The organism is Pseudomonas japonica, from assembly GCF_013522925.1.
GTDB lineage: Bacteria > Pseudomonadota > Gammaproteobacteria > Pseudomonadales > Pseudomonadaceae > Aquipseudomonas > Aquipseudomonas japonica_A.
Window position 1 is genome coordinate 380,521 of the sequence record NZ_JAAMQU010000001.1, and the last position, 15,097, is coordinate 395,617.

Below are 15,097 nucleotides of genomic sequence, written 5' to 3' on the forward strand. Positions count from 1 at the left end.
TACTGGCGCTTTGTAAACGTTCGGATACAGCCATGACTGAAGTTGCCCTGGAAGTAGCAACACCGCACGCCCCCGATGCCATCCAGCAGCTGTTGCGCGCTCACAGCATCGATTACCGGGAAGTGATCGAATCGCCTCTGCTGAACCCTGCTCGGCAGGTACAGGCTGTATTGCTCGGCGACGCGGTTGGCCTGCTTCTGGTGCTGCTGCGCAAGGACCAGCTTCTGGACCTTACGCGTCTGGCGGAAATTTATGGTCGCACCCTGACCGCCGTTCCCTTGGAAAAACTCAAGCGTTTGCTTGACCCGTCAGACCTTGGCGAGCTGCCGGGCATACCGCTTGCGGTCAGTGCACCTTGCGTCTATGACGAACGGCTGCTGGACATCGAGTATGTACTGGTCGCTTCCGGTCAGCCCGGGATTCTGCTCGAAATTTCCACGGACCAGAATCAGTTCCGCAAGGCGCTGGCCAATGCCAGCTCTGCCCGCTTTGGCGAAGACGCCGCCAAACCCGTGGCCCAGCCACTCTCCGGTTCGCTGAGCGTGATTTCCAAGGGTGTGCAGGCATTCACCGCGCGCCGCATTCAACAGCGTCTTGAAGACACTATCGAGATTCCGCCGCTGGCCACTACGGCGCAGAAAATCATCAAGCTGCGGGTTGATCCGGATGCCAGCACCGACGACGTGACCGGGGTGGTCGAAACCGATCCAGCCCTCGCGGCGCAGGTGGTGAGCTGGGCGGCTTCACCTTATTACGGCTCCGTGGGCAAGATCCGCTCTGTTGAAGATGCGATCGTGCGGGTGCTGGGGTTCGATCTGGTGATCAACCTGGCCCTGGGCCTGGCATTGGGCAAAACCCTCACCCTGCCCAAGGACAAGCCCCAGCACGCTACGCCCTATTGGCAGCAGTCGCTCTATACCGCGGCAGTAGTCGAAGGCCTTACCCGCGCCATGCCGCGTGCACAGCGGCCCGAGGCCGGGCTTACCTACCTGGGCGGCCTGTTGCACAACTTCGGCTACCTGCTGCTGGCGCACGTCTTCCCGCCGCATTTCTCGCTGGTGTGCCGCCACCTTGAGGTGAACCCCCACCTGCCTCACGCCTATGTCGAGCAACACTTGCTCGGGATAAGCCGTGAGCAGGTAGGTGCCTGGCTGATGAAGCACTGGGATATGCCAGATGAGCTGGTCACTGCGCTGCAGTACCAGAACGACGCCACCTATGATGGCGAGCACTCGGCTTATGCCAACCTTGTGTGCCTGGCGGTGCGCTTGCTGCGTGCCCGCGGCAAGGGCTTCGAGGTGGAGGAAGAGATCCCGGACGCCTTGCTGGAGCGGCTTGATATCACCCGCGAGAAAGCCAATGAGGTGGTTACCAAAGTGCTGGATGCCGAGCAGCTGCTACGTGAGCTCGCCCAGCAATTCGGTCAGGGCTAGGGTCCGGCAGCCGGGTTTCAGGTTCTGAAAGCAGGCCGCAACGCGCGGCCTGTCGATAAGCGTGCTGGCAGCTATGCCGGCTTAGCCGATGCTCTCGCGCAGCCCTTTGCCCGGCTTGAAAGCGACCGTGTTGCTGGCTCGGATTTTCACGGGTTCGCCCGTTTGCGGATTCTTGCCTGTGCGGGCGCCGCGGTGGCGTTTTTCGAAAGTCCCGAAGCCAACGAGGGTCACATTGCCCTTGTTCACAGCCTGGGTAATTTGCTCAAGTAATACGTTGAGGACGTGATTAGCCTGGTCCCGGGTGAGATCAGCCTTGTCGGCGATAGCCTGGGCGAGTTCAGGTTTGCGCATGAGTGATGCCTCTTTGCAGTTTTTTGTTTTTATGTCCGGCTGGGTAGGCCCGTGCCGAATGCGCACGTGGACCCCTATCCACGGCTGACTGGTCGAGAATGGCACGCCCAGCGCACCCGCGCCAGTGGTGCGAAGGGCTTTATTATGGGACTTCGAGCTGATTCCGACGGATCGGATGGCTTATCGGCCATCCACCGTCAGGGTTAACTGCGTTTCAAACGATCTCGATCATTTCGAAGTCGGTTTTGCCTACGCCGCAGTCCGGGCATAGCCAATCTTCAGGGACGTCTTCCCAGCGCGTACCAGGGGCCAGCCCCTCTTCCGGGCAACCGGCGACTTCGTCGTAAATGAAACCACACACCACACACTGCCACTTCTTCATTGAATGCCCTCATCGTTATGCTATTGCCCGGCATGCCAGGGCGCCCGGCCGTTCGTGCTAAGCTTCATGGCCTGCCAACCGCCATGCCTCGAAACCGTGCTACCTATTGCTCCGCTTTGCCCTCTCGCCTGGTCAAACGCCATCGAACCCGCCAATGCGCTGCTCGAAGACTGGCTGTTCGACGCCGGCTCGCTCACGCGCCGCCTTACCCGGCTTTCCGCTGACAGCTTCACGGTGGTTCCTGCCAGCGAAGGCTGGGCCGTGCTGCGGGAAGATGAATGTCTCGCCCTTGGCCTGCCACCCAATGCCATGGGCTGGGTACGGGAAGTCTACCTCAGCGGCCACGGTAGGCCATGGGTGTATGCACGCAGCGTGGCCGGGCAACAGGCGCTCAAGCAAGACGGTTTCCCTCTGCCGGCGCTGGGTTCGCGCTCACTCGGCGAGTTACTGTTCGTGAATGGCGGCTTTACCCGAGGCGCCATCGAAGCAGGCCGTTATCCGGCCGCCTGGTTGCCCATCGACGTCACCGGAGTGGCACCATGGGCCCGGCGGTCACGCTTCGACCGCGGCGCGCTGGGCATTCTCGTCACCGAAGTATTCCTGCCTGAATTCTGGGCCGCATTGCCCGGCTCCACGGAGGCTCCCTGATGTACCTGGCCCTGCTTCGTTCGCTGAACCGTGTTCATCCACGCGCCTGGGACTTCATCCAGCTCAGCCGAATGGACAAGCCCATCGGAATCTACCTGCTGCTATGGCCAACCTTGTGGGCGCTATGGATCGCCGGCCAGGGCAGCCCTTCGGCGAGCAATGTAGTCGTTTTCGTGGTGGGCGTGATTCTGATGCGAGCGGCTGGCTGCGTGATCAACGATTTTGCTGATCGCAAGGTCGATGGCCACGTCAGGCGTACGGAGCAGCGGCCTCTGGTGAGCGGCAAGGTCAGGGGGCGCGAAGCGATAGTGTTCTTTGCGGTGTTGCTGAGCCTCAGTTTTGCGCTGGTGCTCTGTACCAATGCCGCCACCGTGTGGTTGTCGGTGGGGGGGCTGGTGCTTGCGGCAAGCTACCCGTTCATGAAGCGCTACACCTACTACCCCCAGGTTGTACTGGGGGCCGCGTTTTCCTGGGGCATGCCCATGGCATTCACGGCTGAAACAGGCCATGTGCCTGCGGCCGCCTGGGGGCTTTATCTGGCAAACCTGTTGTGGACCGTCGGCTATGACACCTACTACGCCATGACGGACAGGGAAGATGACCTGCGGATAGGCGTCAAATCCACGGCCATCCTGTTCGGCAATTCGGATCGGTTGATCATCGGCATCCTTCAAGGGCTGGCTATCGTATGCCTGCTGCTTACCGGGGATCGCTTCGGGCTGGGCAGCTGGTTCCATGCCGGGCTCGCGGTTGCCGTCGGATGTTTTGTCTGGGAAGCCTGGCACACCCGCAAACGGGAGCGGATGGCCTGCTTCGAAGCCTTTCTACATAATCACTGGGCAGGTTTGGCTATCTTCGTCGGCATCGTGCTGGACTACGCCTTGCGCTAGCCCTGGTGGCCTTCAGCGGGGCATCTGAAGCACGCTAAAGCTTCAGCGCGGCACCCATAACTTGCTACCCTTCCACTGACTGTCATGTGACTGCAATATTTCCGTTATCTAATGCAGCGCACTATCCAGGACAGGCTCGAGGGTAAACCATGGTTGGCAAAAGCATTCTCATCGTCGACGACGAAGCTCCTATTCGCGAGATGATCGCCGTCGCGCTTGAAATGGCCGGCTATGACTGCCTCGAGGCCGAGAACAGCCAGCAGGCGCACGCAGTGATCGTGGACCGCAAGCCAGACCTCATCCTGCTGGACTGGATGCTTCCAGGTACCTCGGGGATCGAACTGGCGCGTCGGCTCAAGCGGGACGAACTGACCGCCGCTACGCCCATCATCATGCTCACCGCCAAGGGTGAGGAAGACAACAAGATCCAGGGCCTGGAAGTAGGAGCGGATGACTACATCACCAAGCCTTTCTCGCCACGTGAACTGGTAGCGCGCCTCAAGGCCGTGCTGCGCCGGGCGGGCGCCACTGACAGTGAAACGCCCATTGAAGTTGGTGGCCTGCTGCTCGACCCTATCGGACATCGAGTGACCATCGACGGCAAGCCAGCGGACATGGGGCCGACCGAATACCGCCTGTTGCAGTTCTTCATGACTCACCAGGAGCGCGCCTACACCCGCGGCCAGCTGCTTGATCAGGTGTGGGGCGGGAACGTGTATGTCGAAGAGCGTACGGTGGACGTGCATATCCGCCGGCTGCGCAAAGCCTTGGGCGAGGCCTACGAGAATCTGGTACAGACCGTGCGCGGAACGGGGTATCGGTTTTCCACCAAGGGCTGAGCCGCTCGGCATGCGAAAGGATTGATCGCTAATTGAACCGAAACTGGCACGGCGTTCTTCTGCGCCATTTGCTGCTGTTGATTGGCGCCTGCCTGATCCTGGGGCTGCTGACCGGCCACTACGGCCTGTGCCTGGCCGTAGGCCTGGGCGGCTATCTGGCCAACACCCTGCGCCACCTGCTGCGTCTTCAGCACTGGTTGCGCCATCAGCAGCCCGATGAACCTCCCCCCGAAAGCGACGGGTTATGGGGCGATGTGTTCGACAATATCTATAACCTCCAGCGCAAGGATAGCCGCGCGCGGGCACGGCTTCAGGGTGTGATAGACCGCGTTCAGGAGTCCACCGCAGCCTTGCGCGACGCCGTTATCATGTTGGACAGTGACGGCAACCTCGAATGGTGGAACCCGGCGGCCGATACATTGTTGGGCCTCAAAACCCCACAGGACGGCGGCCAGCCAATCACCAACCTGGTACGCCATCCACGGTTCAAGGAATACTTCGAGGCGGAGCAGTACGCCGAGCCGCTGGAGATGCCGTCGCCGCTGAACGACCGGCTGCGCCTGCAGTTCATGGTTACCCGCTACGGCAACAACGAACATCTGATGGTTGTGCGCGACGTGACCCGCATTCATCAGCTGGAGCAGATGCGCAAGGACTTCATCGCCAATGTCTCCCACGAACTGCGCACGCCGCTGACAGTGATCACCGGCTACCTGGAAACCTTGCTGGACAATGCCGGACACCTGAACCCGAGGTGGTTACGGGCGCTGCAGCAGATGCAGCAGCAAGGCAGCCGCATGCAGACACTGCTCAATGACCTGTTGCTGCTGGCCAAGCTCGAAGCCACGGACTACCCCTCCGATAGCTACCCGGTGGATGTGCGCGCCATGCTGCAAAGCATTGTCAACGATGCCACCGCCCTCTCCGGCGAACGCCATCATCAGGTGACGCTGGAAGCGCCTTCGGACCTGTGGATGAAGGGCAGTGAGCCAGAGTTGCGTAGTGCGTTCTCGAACCTTGTGTTCAATGGCGTGAAATACACCCCTGATAACGGCCGTGTGCATGTACGCTGGTGGCAGGACGAAACCGGACTGCACCTGAGCGTGCAGGATTCAGGTATCGGTATCGAGCCCAAGCATATCTCGCGGCTTACCGAACGGTTCTATCGCGTAGACTCCAGCCGCAGCTCGAGCACCGGTGGCACTGGCCTGGGCCTGGCTATCGTCAAACATGTACTGCTTCGCCACAAGGGTAGCCTGGACATCACAAGCATTCCGGGCAAGGGCAGTACGTTCACGTGCCACTTTGCGCAGGCACTGCGGGTGCCGTCCACGGCAGCCGACAGCACCTTTGCATAACCAGCTGGAAGAACCCTGCTACGGTTTGCTACTGGCCAATCGTGTTTCTACTCGCTAAATTGCTTCATTCGCGCCCCTGGATGGCGCTACCCCCTAACCAGCACGGATTTCACACGTCTCCCAATGGACCCTTCCCCTGCGTTATCGCTGTCTACCCTCTTTGCCGACTTTGGCATGATCCTCTTCGCGCTATTCCTGGTTCTGCTCAACGGTTTCTTCGTTGCCGCCGAGTTCGCCATGGTGAAATTGCGCTCCACACGCGTCGAATCCATCGCGGAAAGAGAAGGCTGGCGCGGCAAGATCCTGCGCACGGTGCATAGCCAGCTCGACGCCTACCTTTCGGCCTGTCAGTTGGGTATCACCCTCGCCTCGCTTGGCCTCGGCTGGGTGGGCGAGCCGGCGTTCGCGCACTTGCTCGAGCCCCTGCTGGCGGCGGTAGGCGTGCAATCGGCGGAAGTTATCAAGGGGGCGTCGTTCTTTACCGCGTTCTTCGTGATCTCGTACCTGCACATTGTGGTCGGTGAGCTCGCGCCCAAGTCCTGGGCCATTCGCAAGCCCGAATTGCTTTCGCTGTGGACAGCCGTCCCGCTGTATCTGTTCTATTGGGCCATGTACCCGGCTATCTGGCTATTGAACGCCAGCGCCAACGGCATTCTGAGGATTGCCGGCCAGGGTGAGCCCGGGCCCCATCACGAACACCACTACAGCCGCGAGGAGCTCAAGCTAATCCTTCACTCCAGCCGTGGCCAGGATCCGAGCGACCAAGGCATGCGCGTTCTGGCCTCCGCCGTCGAGATGGGCGAGCTGGAAGTAGTGGACTGGGCCAATTCCCGGGAAGACCTCATCGTGCTCGAACACGGGGCACCCCTGAAGGAAATCCTGGCAACGTTCAGGCGGCACAAATACAGCCGTTACCCTGTGTACGACAGTGAACGCGGCGAGTTCGTGGGCCTGTTGCACATCAAGGACCTGCTGCTGGAACTGGCGGCGCTGGATCACGTGCCCGCCTCGTTCAACCTCACCGAACTCACAAGGCCGCTGGAGCGTGTATCGCGGCACATGCCCCTGGCCGAGCTGCTGGAGCAGTTCCGTACCGGCGCCGCGCATTTTGCGTTGGTAGAGGAAGCGGACGGCAAAGTGATCGGTTACCTCACCATGGAGGACGTACTGGAAGTTCTGGTGGGCGATATCCAGGACGAGCACCGCAAGGCAGAGCGTGGTGTGCTGGCGTACCAGCCTGGCAAGCTGCTGGTGCGTGGCGATACGCCGCTGTTCAAGGTCGAGCGGCTGCTGGGCGTGGACCTGGACCACATCGAGGCGGAAACCCTGGCAGGGCTGGTGTATGACAGCCTGAAGCGGGTACCGGAGGATGAGGAAGTGATCGAGGTGGAAGGGCTGCGCATCATCATCAAGAAAATGAAGGGCCCCAAGATCGTGCTCGCCAAGGTGTTGAAGCTGACTTAACGGTTGCCCACCGCGAAATTCGGCAGGCTTTGCAATGGCCTGTCGAACTCGTACGGGATGGACTCCAGGCCCAGGCCGGTATTGCGCTGCACCACGAAATGCAAGTGCGGCCCGGTACTGTTGCCGGTATTTCCAGAGCGTGCCAGCGGCGAGCCTACGGCGACCTTGTCACCCTCGCGCACCACTACCGACCCTTGCATCAGGTGCAGGTAAACGCTCATGGTGCCGTCATCGTGCAACACCCGCACGAAATTGCCCGATGCCTCGGCGCCTCCCGCGCCCTGGCTGTTCTCTACCTTGATCACAGTACCCGCGCGGGCCGCCACGATGGGCGTGCCCTCCGGCATGGCGATGTCGATGGCGTAGCGCCCGCGTGGGCCTGTGTGGCTGAAGCGCCCGTTGGCGCCCTGGCTGATCCGGAAGGGGCCACCCAGCCATGGGAAGGGGTACCGGTACGCCCGGGGGCTGGTCGAAGGGTCACCCAAGGCGTAACGGAATTCCGGGCGCCCCGTGATCGGCTTGCCCACCTTGGCTGGTAAAACGGTTGCGAGGACCAGCGAGGACCGTGGCGGCACCGTCCGGGCAATACTGCGGGGCAAGGTGCCTGCGGCGTTGCCAATAGCGCCAAGGCGTAGCTCGACCTGCACCGGGGCGTACAGGTCGTTGCGGGCCTCATAGGTGACCTTGCCGTCGACGCGGCGAGTATCAAGGCGAACCTGCGCGGCCAGCGATTCCACCATGCGGTCCTGGAATACCAGCCGCTTGGCGCCCGGGGTAACGCGATCCGTGTAATTGACCACGCCATTGGCGTCGGTGAACTTGTAGATCGCCGAGGCGTGAACCTGGCCAACGGCACCCAGTAGCGGCACGCAGAGCAGCCAACCCAGTGCCGCTTTTCGCATGGGTCAGGCGCCTGGTACGAAGTGCTTCTGTACGGTGCCGCGGGCAATCAGCCGCGAGACGTAATCCAGCTTTTGCGCATCCTGGTCCACGAAGCGGAACGTAAGCTGCAGCCATTCGCTGTCTGGCTTGGGCTCCATGGCGACAACGGCGTGCAGGTACCCGTTGAGCCGGGCCACTTCGTTATCACCCTGCTCCAGATCGAGCACCGCTTGCTCCAACACCTGGGGCAACGTATCGGTACGCTTGACCACCACCAAGGCCTCCTTGAGGCTGAGGGCCTTGATCACGCAGGCCATGTTCCCGCCATTGGCCAAGCGTAGCTGGCCCTGCCCGCGCCCGCCCACGGACGCCGCCGCCGGGCGTGCCGCCGGGGTTGGTGCCGTTGCGGGCGCTGGCCGGGCTGCTGCAGCGGCGGCCGGTGCCGCTGCAGGAGCGCCTTCCGGCCGGTTGCTGGTAAGCGCCGCCAGCGAATCGTTGGCAAACGCCGAAGCATTCGGACGCGACCCGGGGCCGCTCATCAGGGCGTCCAGCTTGCCGGCCCGGTGAAGGGCTTTCTTTACCTTGGTGAGCAACTGCTCATTGGTGAACGGCTTGCCGACATAATCGGAAACACCTGCCTGGATCGCCTGGATAACGTTCTCTTTATCACCCCGGCTGGTCACCATGATGAAAGGAACTGTCTTGGTGCTCTCTTGCTCCCGGCACCAGGTGAGTAATTCCAGGCCGGTCATCTCGGGCATTTCCCAGTCGCAAAGGATCAGATCGAAGGGGTCCTTGGCCAACATCGCCTGAGCCTTGCGGCCGTTGACGGCATCCTCGATCTGCATGCCGGGAAAGGCATTGCGCAAACATTTTTTTACCAGATCGCGGATGAAAGGCGCGTCATCCACTACCAGAACACTGACCTTGGCCATTAAGGACTCCTGAAATTCATCCGGACAGCATAGCGTGCGCCACCGTGGCCACACCTACCCGGACCTCGCACCCGCCAGGCGGACGCCAAAAAATCTGCTGCCAGTATGAACGAAAACGCCCGGCAGAAGCCGGGCGTCGATACTCGGGCAAACCTACTTATCGTCAGCCCGTGGAGAAACATTAGCGCGTTCGGCGTTACGGCGAACCTCTTCTTTCATGCGTTCGAGCCCAAGGTGACGAACATCGGTGCCCTGAACCAGGTAGATCACCAGCTCGGCGATATTACGCGCATGGTCACCAATCCGTTCCAGCGAGCGCAGCGCCCAGATCACATTGAGCACCCGGGAGATGGAGCGCGGGTCTTCCATCATGTAGGTGACCAGCTCGCGCAGGGCAGTTTTGTATTCCCGGTCGATGGTCTTGTCGTACTGCGCCACGGACAGCGCCAGGTCTGCATCGAAGCGGGCGAACGCATCCAGCGCGTCACGCACCATTTTCAACACCTGGTCGCCAATGTGGCGCACTTCCACGTAGCCACGAGGCGACTCGCCTTCCTCGCACAGCTGAATAGCCCGCCTGGCGATCTTGGTGGACTCATCCCCGATGCGCTCCAGGTCGATCACCGACTTGGAAATACTGATGATCAGGCGTAGATCCGAGGCTGCAGGTTGGCGGCGGGCCAGAATGCGCAGGCATTCCTCGTCGATGTTGCGCTCCATCTGGTTGATTTCATCATCCAGGTCACGTACTTGCTGAGCGAGGCCGGAGTCGGCTTCGATGAGCGCGCTGACGGCATCGTTGACCTGCTTTTCCACAAGCCCACCCATGGCCAGCAAGTGGCTGCGCACTTCTTCCAACTCGGCATTGAACTGCTGTGAAATGTGATGATTCAGGCTCATTTTATCAATCATGGGTCAGGCTCCTGGATACCGGTGGTGGTTGGCGACAGCGTGGGTGCGTACGGGTGCGGCGGCTCGATCAGCCATAGCGACCGGTGATGTAGTCTTCGGTCTGCCTCTTCTTGGGGTTGGTAAACATGCGATCGGTGTCGCCGAACTCGACCAGCCTGCCCATGTGCATGAATGCGGTGTAATCCGATACGCGGGCAGCCTGTTGCATGTTGTGGGTCACGATCACAATGGTGAACCGGGTTTTGAGTTCGTAGATGAGTTCCTCCACCTTGAGCGTGGAAATCGGGTCGAGCGCCGAGCACGGTTCGTCGAGCAACAGCACCGCCGGTTCTACCGCAATGGTGCGCGCGATCACCAGGCGCTGCTGTTGGCCACCTGACAAGCCCAGCGCCGACTCATGCAGGCGGTCCTTCACCTCATCCCACAGTGCCGCGCCCCGCAGGGCCCACTCCACCGCATCGTCGAGCACGCGCTTCTTCTTCACGCCCTGGATACGCAGGCCATACACCACGTTCTCGTAGATGGTCTTGGGGAAGGGGTTGGGCTTCTGGAACACCATCCCCACCCGCCGACGAAGTTCGGCGACATCCAGGCCCCGGCGATAGATATCATCGCCGTACACCTTGACCGCGCCTTCCACCCGGCAATCATCCACCAGGTCGTTCATGCGATTGAACGTGCGCAACAGCGTTGACTTGCCGCAACCCGAAGGCCCGATGAAGGAAGTCACACGCCGCTGAGGAATGCTCAAGGCCACATCGAACAGGGCCTGCTGACGCCCGTAATACAGGTTGAGCCCGGCGACGTCGATGGCGACCTCTTCAGGCACCACGGTGAGGCCCGGCTTCTTGCGGCCCAGGGCGCCCATGTCTAGGCCCCGGCCGGGTGTGTGTTGCTGCATGCAGGCTCCATACGCTAGTGAACAGGACATCAGCGGGCTGGCCGCGCTTGAATCAGGTGTCGAGCGATCGGTATTTTTCTCGCAGATGGTTGCGGATCGCCACGGCCGACAGGTTCAGCAATGCAATCACCAGTACCAGCAACAAGGCGGTGGCGTATACCAGGGGCCGCGCGGCTTCGATGTTCGGGCTCTGGAACCCCACGTCATAGATGTGGAAGCCCAGGTGCATGATCTTCTGATCCAGGTGCAAGTAGGGATAGTTGCCGTCTACCGGCAAGGCAGGCGCCAGCTTTACTACACCTACCAGCATCAACGGCGCCACTTCCCCTGCGGCCCGCGCGATCGCCAGTATCAACCCCGTCATGATCGCGGGGCTGGCCATGGGAAGCACAATTTTCCAAAGGGTTTCGGCCTTTGTGGCGCCCAGCGCCAGCGAACCCTCCCGCAGGGAGCGAGGTATGCGCGCCAGGCCTTCTTCAGTGGCGACGATCACTACCGGCACCGCCAGCAACGCCAGCGTCAAGGAGGCCCACAGCAGCCCCGGCGTGCCCAGCGTGGGCGCCGGCAATGCCTCGCGGAACAACAACTGGTCCAGCGAGCCACCGAGCACATATACGAAAAAGCCCAGCCCGAACACGCCATAGACAATCGCCGGCACACCGGCGAGGTTGTTCACAGCAATCCGGATCAAGCGGGTCATCCACCCCTGGCGCGCGTACTCGCGCAGATAAACCGCGGCGAGTACCCCGAAAGGCGTAACTACAACAGCCATCAGCAGGGTCATCATCACCGTCCCGAAAATGGCCGGGAAAACGCCACCCTCGGTATTGGCCTCGCGGGGGCCAGTGCTGAGGAATTCCCACAGTTTGTCGACATACACCCGGGCTTTTTCCAAGGGGCCCATAGCGTTGGGGCGCCAGGCATGGAGCACATTGCCCAGATTGATCTCGAGTTCATGCCCCTGGGCATCGGCCATGGTGATGCTGTCCCGAGCGACGGCGCGTCGAAGCTCATCAAGGCGCGCTTCCAGGCCTTGGTAGCGGGCCGTCAGTGCACTGCGTTCCGCTGCCAGGTCTGCCTGGCTGGCTGCGTCCAGGCGCCCGTCCAATTCCAGCTTGCGCGCCTCAAGCCGTAGCTGCTCCAGCGCATGGTTGATCCCGCCGACGTCGCCTTGCTCTATATGTTCCAACTGCTCGCTTATAGCAGCCGCCCTGGCAAGGCGCGATTGCAGTTGGCTCCACGCCTCTGGCCCCTCGGCCACCACGCGGCCGCCTTCCTTCACGTTTAGCAGGTGGCCGTAGAAATTCCCCCACTCCCGCCGTTCCAGCACCACCGCCTCGGCGGGATAGGTACGCTGGGTCAGCCACTGCCCCACCACCCAATTGAAATCGCTGGCACCCAGGTCCCGGTTGCCCGACTTGAGCAGCACGCGGGTGATCAGGGTTGCACCACCCTCGGCCAGAGGCAATCCAGCCTCGCGCAGGCGCGGTAGAGGCGCCTGTTCCTCTTGTACGATTTCCCCCATCACGCTGACGGGGGGCTGGCCGGGTACTTCGTAGGTAGCCTGCACGATATCGGCAGGCCAGAAGTGGCCCAGCCCCCGGACCGCAATCAAGGCCAGCAAGCCGATGGTCATGATGACTGCCACAGAAACCGCCCCAGCGCTGAGCCACACGCCTGGCGCGCCGCTGCGTAGCCAGCCTATCGGGGTAACTGTGTGTACCGTCGTGTTCGCGCTCATAGGGAGGAGTACTGCCTGCGCAACCGCTGGCGGATCAGCTCCGCCAGCGTGTTCATGACGAAGGTGAACAGCAACAGCACCAGGGCCGCAAGGAACAACACACGATAGTGGCTGCTGCCTACTTCGGATTCCGGCATCTCGATCGCTACGTTGGCTGCCAGCGTGCGCATGCCTTCGAACAAGTTCATGTCCATGATGGGCGTGTTGCCGGTGGCCATGAGCACAATCATGGTTTCACCTACCGCACGCCCCATGCCGATCATCAGCGCGGAAAATATCCCGGGGCTGGCGGTCAGCAGCACCACCCGCACCAGGGTTTGCCAAGGCGTGGCGCCCAGTGCCAGCGAGCCGAAACTGAGGCTGCGCGGTACGCTGAACACGGCGTCTTCGGCAATGGAATAAATGTTGGGGATGACCGCAAAGCCCATGGCGATACCTACCACCAAGGCATTGCGCTGGTCGAAGTCGATGCCAAGGTCCAGGCTCAGCCACTGCCGCATATCGCCATTGAACAAGCACTGCTCAAGCCAGGGGCTGAGGTACAGCGAGCTGCCTCCCAGCAGCAATATCACCGGTATCAGCAAGGCGCTTTCCCACCCTTCGGGCACCTTGAGCCTGACGTCGGCCGGCAGCCGGCTCCATAGCAGCCCGAACAGGAGTATCCCCAGCGGGGTAATCAGGAGCAGGCTGAAGACGCCAGGCAGGTGACTTTCCAAAAACGGTGCCAGGAACAGGCCGGCGAAAAAGCCCAGGATGACGGTGGGCAGGGCCTCCATCAGTTCGATCACCGGCTTGACCTTGCGGCGCATCGCCGGTGCCATGAAGTAGGCGGTATAAATGGCAGCGGCCACCGCCAGCGGCGCCGCCAGCAGCATCGCGTAGAACGCAGCCTTGAAGGTGCCGAAAGCGAGGGGCGCCAGGCTCAGCTTGGGCTCGAAATCCGAGTTCGATGCGGTGGATTGCCATACATAGTCGGGGCTGTCGTAATGCTCGTACCACACCTTGTCCCACAGCGCGCTCCAGGACACCTCCGGGTGCGGATTATCGAGCGTGAACCTGAAGAGTTGGCCGTTCGTTTCGAGCATCAGGCGGTTCGCGCGGGGAGAAAGCGCCAGCACGCCACTGGCAGGCGCCACCTGGCGCACAAGGAGCGTACGGTGCGATGTGCTATGGAAAACCCCCAGTCGGCCTGTTTCATCGAGCGCTACGAAACCCTTGCGCCGCTGCTCGGTACGAATACGACTGATCGGGGCGTTGCCCAGTTGAAAGTCGCGAATATGGCTCAGGCGGGCCTCCCCGTCTGCGCCCCGGGTCATGAACCACTGCCCCAGGCCGCCAGTCGAGCTGCCGATAAGCAGCGATACGCCCCCTACCAGCTGAGCACTGGCGGTTATCCTGGCTTCGGCACTTTCCAGAAGCTTGTAGCGGCCATTGAGCGTGCGGCTTTGCAAATCGAAGACATCGGCATAGGCGCGACCGTTGATCACGTACAACCAACGCTGAGCGGGGTCGAGGTAAATCGCCTGAACCGATTCGGTCAGCTGCGGCAATGGGATGCGCGCTTGTATCGGTGTGCCGCCGGGCTGCTCGCTCAGTGACAAAACCGCCAAGGTAGTGCCATCGGTGCCGGCGAGCATCGCGCCAGTATCGCTTGTGCTCAGGCTGATATGCCGCACAGGCGATGCATGCTCATCCAATGTAATGGGCACGGGCCCATAGGGGTATTCCACCGCAGGGGTAATGGTTTTTTGATCCTCGGGCCAGGCTGTCTGGTACAGGTGCCGGAACACGAGCGCCTGACCGTTGGAAAGGCCTACCGCTACCAACCCCTTGCCGGGCTGATCCTGGGCGACTGCGGTGATGCGGGTACCCACCGGCAAGGGCAGCGCCACCTTCCCAAGCACGGCGCCATCCACCGCACTGAAAAACACCGCCGCGCCTTCTTCTGAAAGCCGCATTGCCACGCGGTTCTGCTCTTCCAATGTCAGCAGAACGGGCCGCCCGGCCGTGGACAGCCATGCAGGCGTCAGCGGATCCTTCACGGTCAGTGTGGCGCCTTTGAACAAGGGCGCAACGACATAAGCCAGATAGAAGAAGATCAGGGTAATGGCGGCCAGCACGCCCAGGCCACCGATCCAGACGTAACCACGGGTAAAACGATCGACGAACGCACGCAGCCGGCGATGGCGTTGCATGGCTGGCGTATTGAAATCGATGCGCGCCGGAGGCGTGCCAGGGTTTGCCTTGCTTACAGCCGGATCATTCATCCGCACACCCTAGCGGCGATATATGACAGAAACGTGACATCACGGTGACAGCATTGCCACAGCCTGATCGTGCTTTGCACGGCAATAATGACCA

At 61.5% G+C, this 15,097-nt stretch carries 14 protein-coding genes; 6 read left to right on the forward strand and 8 right to left on the reverse strand.

From position 1 onward, the window contains the following. Positions 1-32: 32 nt before the first annotated feature. The gene (locus tag G7016_RS01805; RefSeq protein WP_181111117.1) at positions 33-1,433 is read left to right on the forward strand and encodes an aminoacyl-tRNA deacylase and HDOD domain-containing protein; all 1,401 of its coding nucleotides are present in this window, start codon (positions 33-35) and stop codon (positions 1,431-1,433) included. An 81-nt stretch (positions 1,434-1,514) separates the two neighbouring features. Here the strand turns inward: G7016_RS01805 and G7016_RS01810 are convergent, their stop codons facing one another. Together G7016_RS01810 and G7016_RS01815 are read right to left on the reverse strand one after the other, a co-directional pair. After that, on the reverse strand, positions 1,515-1,784 hold the full coding sequence (locus tag G7016_RS01810) for an HU family DNA-binding protein (protein ID WP_181111118.1): 270 nt from the start codon (positions 1,782-1,784) through the stop codon (positions 1,515-1,517). Positions 1,785-1,998: 214 nt separating this feature from the next. Continuing rightward, positions 1,999-2,166: a rubredoxin gene (locus tag G7016_RS01815; RefSeq protein WP_181111119.1), complete on the reverse strand. Its 168-nt coding sequence runs from the start codon at positions 2,164-2,166 to the stop codon at positions 1,999-2,001. Positions 2,167-2,232: 66 nt separating this feature from the next. On the opposite strand from G7016_RS01815, the gene G7016_RS01820 reads away from it, so the two are divergent. The 5 genes from G7016_RS01820 to G7016_RS01840 all read left to right on the forward strand — a co-directional run bounded on the left by G7016_RS01820 (position 2,233) and on the right by G7016_RS01840 (position 7,365). After that, positions 2,233-2,814, forward strand: a complete 582-nt coding sequence (locus G7016_RS01820; protein WP_181111120.1) for a chorismate--pyruvate lyase family protein — start codon at positions 2,233-2,235, stop codon at positions 2,812-2,814. Continuing rightward, positions 2,814-3,704 (forward strand): 4-hydroxybenzoate octaprenyltransferase, encoded by an 891-nt coding sequence (ubiA, locus tag G7016_RS01825; RefSeq protein WP_181111121.1) that lies wholly within the window; start codon positions 2,814-2,816, stop codon positions 3,702-3,704. The genes G7016_RS01820 and ubiA overlap by 1 nt, the downstream gene beginning before the upstream one ends. Positions 3,705-3,853: 149 nt before the next feature. Further along, on the forward strand, positions 3,854-4,543 hold the full coding sequence (phoB, locus tag G7016_RS01830; protein ID WP_181111122.1) for a phosphate regulon transcriptional regulator PhoB: 690 nt from the start codon (positions 3,854-3,856) through the stop codon (positions 4,541-4,543). 32 nt (positions 4,544-4,575) lie between these two features. Next, positions 4,576-5,901, forward strand: a complete 1,326-nt coding sequence (gene phoR, locus G7016_RS01835) for a phosphate regulon sensor histidine kinase PhoR (RefSeq protein ID WP_181111123.1) — start codon at positions 4,576-4,578, stop codon at positions 5,899-5,901. Positions 5,902-6,024: 123 nt separating this feature from the next. Then, positions 6,025-7,365, forward strand: coding sequence for a hemolysin family protein (locus G7016_RS01840; RefSeq protein WP_181111124.1), 1,341 nt, complete (start codon positions 6,025-6,027; stop codon positions 7,363-7,365). On the opposite strand, the gene G7016_RS01845 is transcribed toward G7016_RS01840, so the two are convergent. From G7016_RS01845 to G7016_RS01870, 6 genes are all read right to left on the reverse strand, one after another. Continuing rightward, complete coding sequence (locus G7016_RS01845; RefSeq protein ID WP_181111125.1) at positions 7,362-8,267, reverse strand: peptidoglycan DD-metalloendopeptidase family protein; 906 nt, start codon at positions 8,265-8,267, stop codon at positions 7,362-7,364. The two genes, G7016_RS01840 and G7016_RS01845, sit on opposite strands and share 4 nt — an antisense overlap. Before the next feature lie 3 nt (positions 8,268-8,270). Beyond that, on the reverse strand, positions 8,271-9,182 hold the full coding sequence (locus G7016_RS01850) for a response regulator (protein WP_181111126.1): 912 nt from the start codon (positions 9,180-9,182) through the stop codon (positions 8,271-8,273). A gap of 153 nt (positions 9,183-9,335) precedes the next feature. Next, complete coding sequence (gene phoU, locus G7016_RS01855; RefSeq protein ID WP_181111127.1) at positions 9,336-10,094, reverse strand: phosphate signaling complex protein PhoU; 759 nt, start codon at positions 10,092-10,094, stop codon at positions 9,336-9,338. A 67-nt stretch (positions 10,095-10,161) separates the two neighbouring features. Further along, positions 10,162-10,995 carry a phosphate ABC transporter ATP-binding protein PstB gene (gene pstB / locus G7016_RS01860; protein WP_181111128.1) on the reverse strand — a complete coding sequence of 278 codons (834 nt, stop codon included), beginning with the start codon at positions 10,993-10,995 and terminating at the stop codon, positions 10,162-10,164. Positions 10,996-11,047: 52 nt separating this feature from the next. Beyond that, positions 11,048-12,736 (reverse strand): phosphate ABC transporter permease PstA, encoded by a 1,689-nt coding sequence (gene pstA / locus G7016_RS01865; RefSeq protein ID WP_181111129.1) that lies wholly within the window; start codon positions 12,734-12,736, stop codon positions 11,048-11,050. Next, a complete protein-coding gene (locus G7016_RS01870; protein WP_181111130.1) occupies positions 12,733-15,003 on the reverse strand; it encodes an ABC transporter permease subunit in 2,271 nt (756 codons plus the stop codon). The genes pstA and G7016_RS01870 overlap by 4 nt, the downstream gene beginning before the upstream one ends. Positions 15,004-15,097 lie beyond the last annotated feature (94 nt).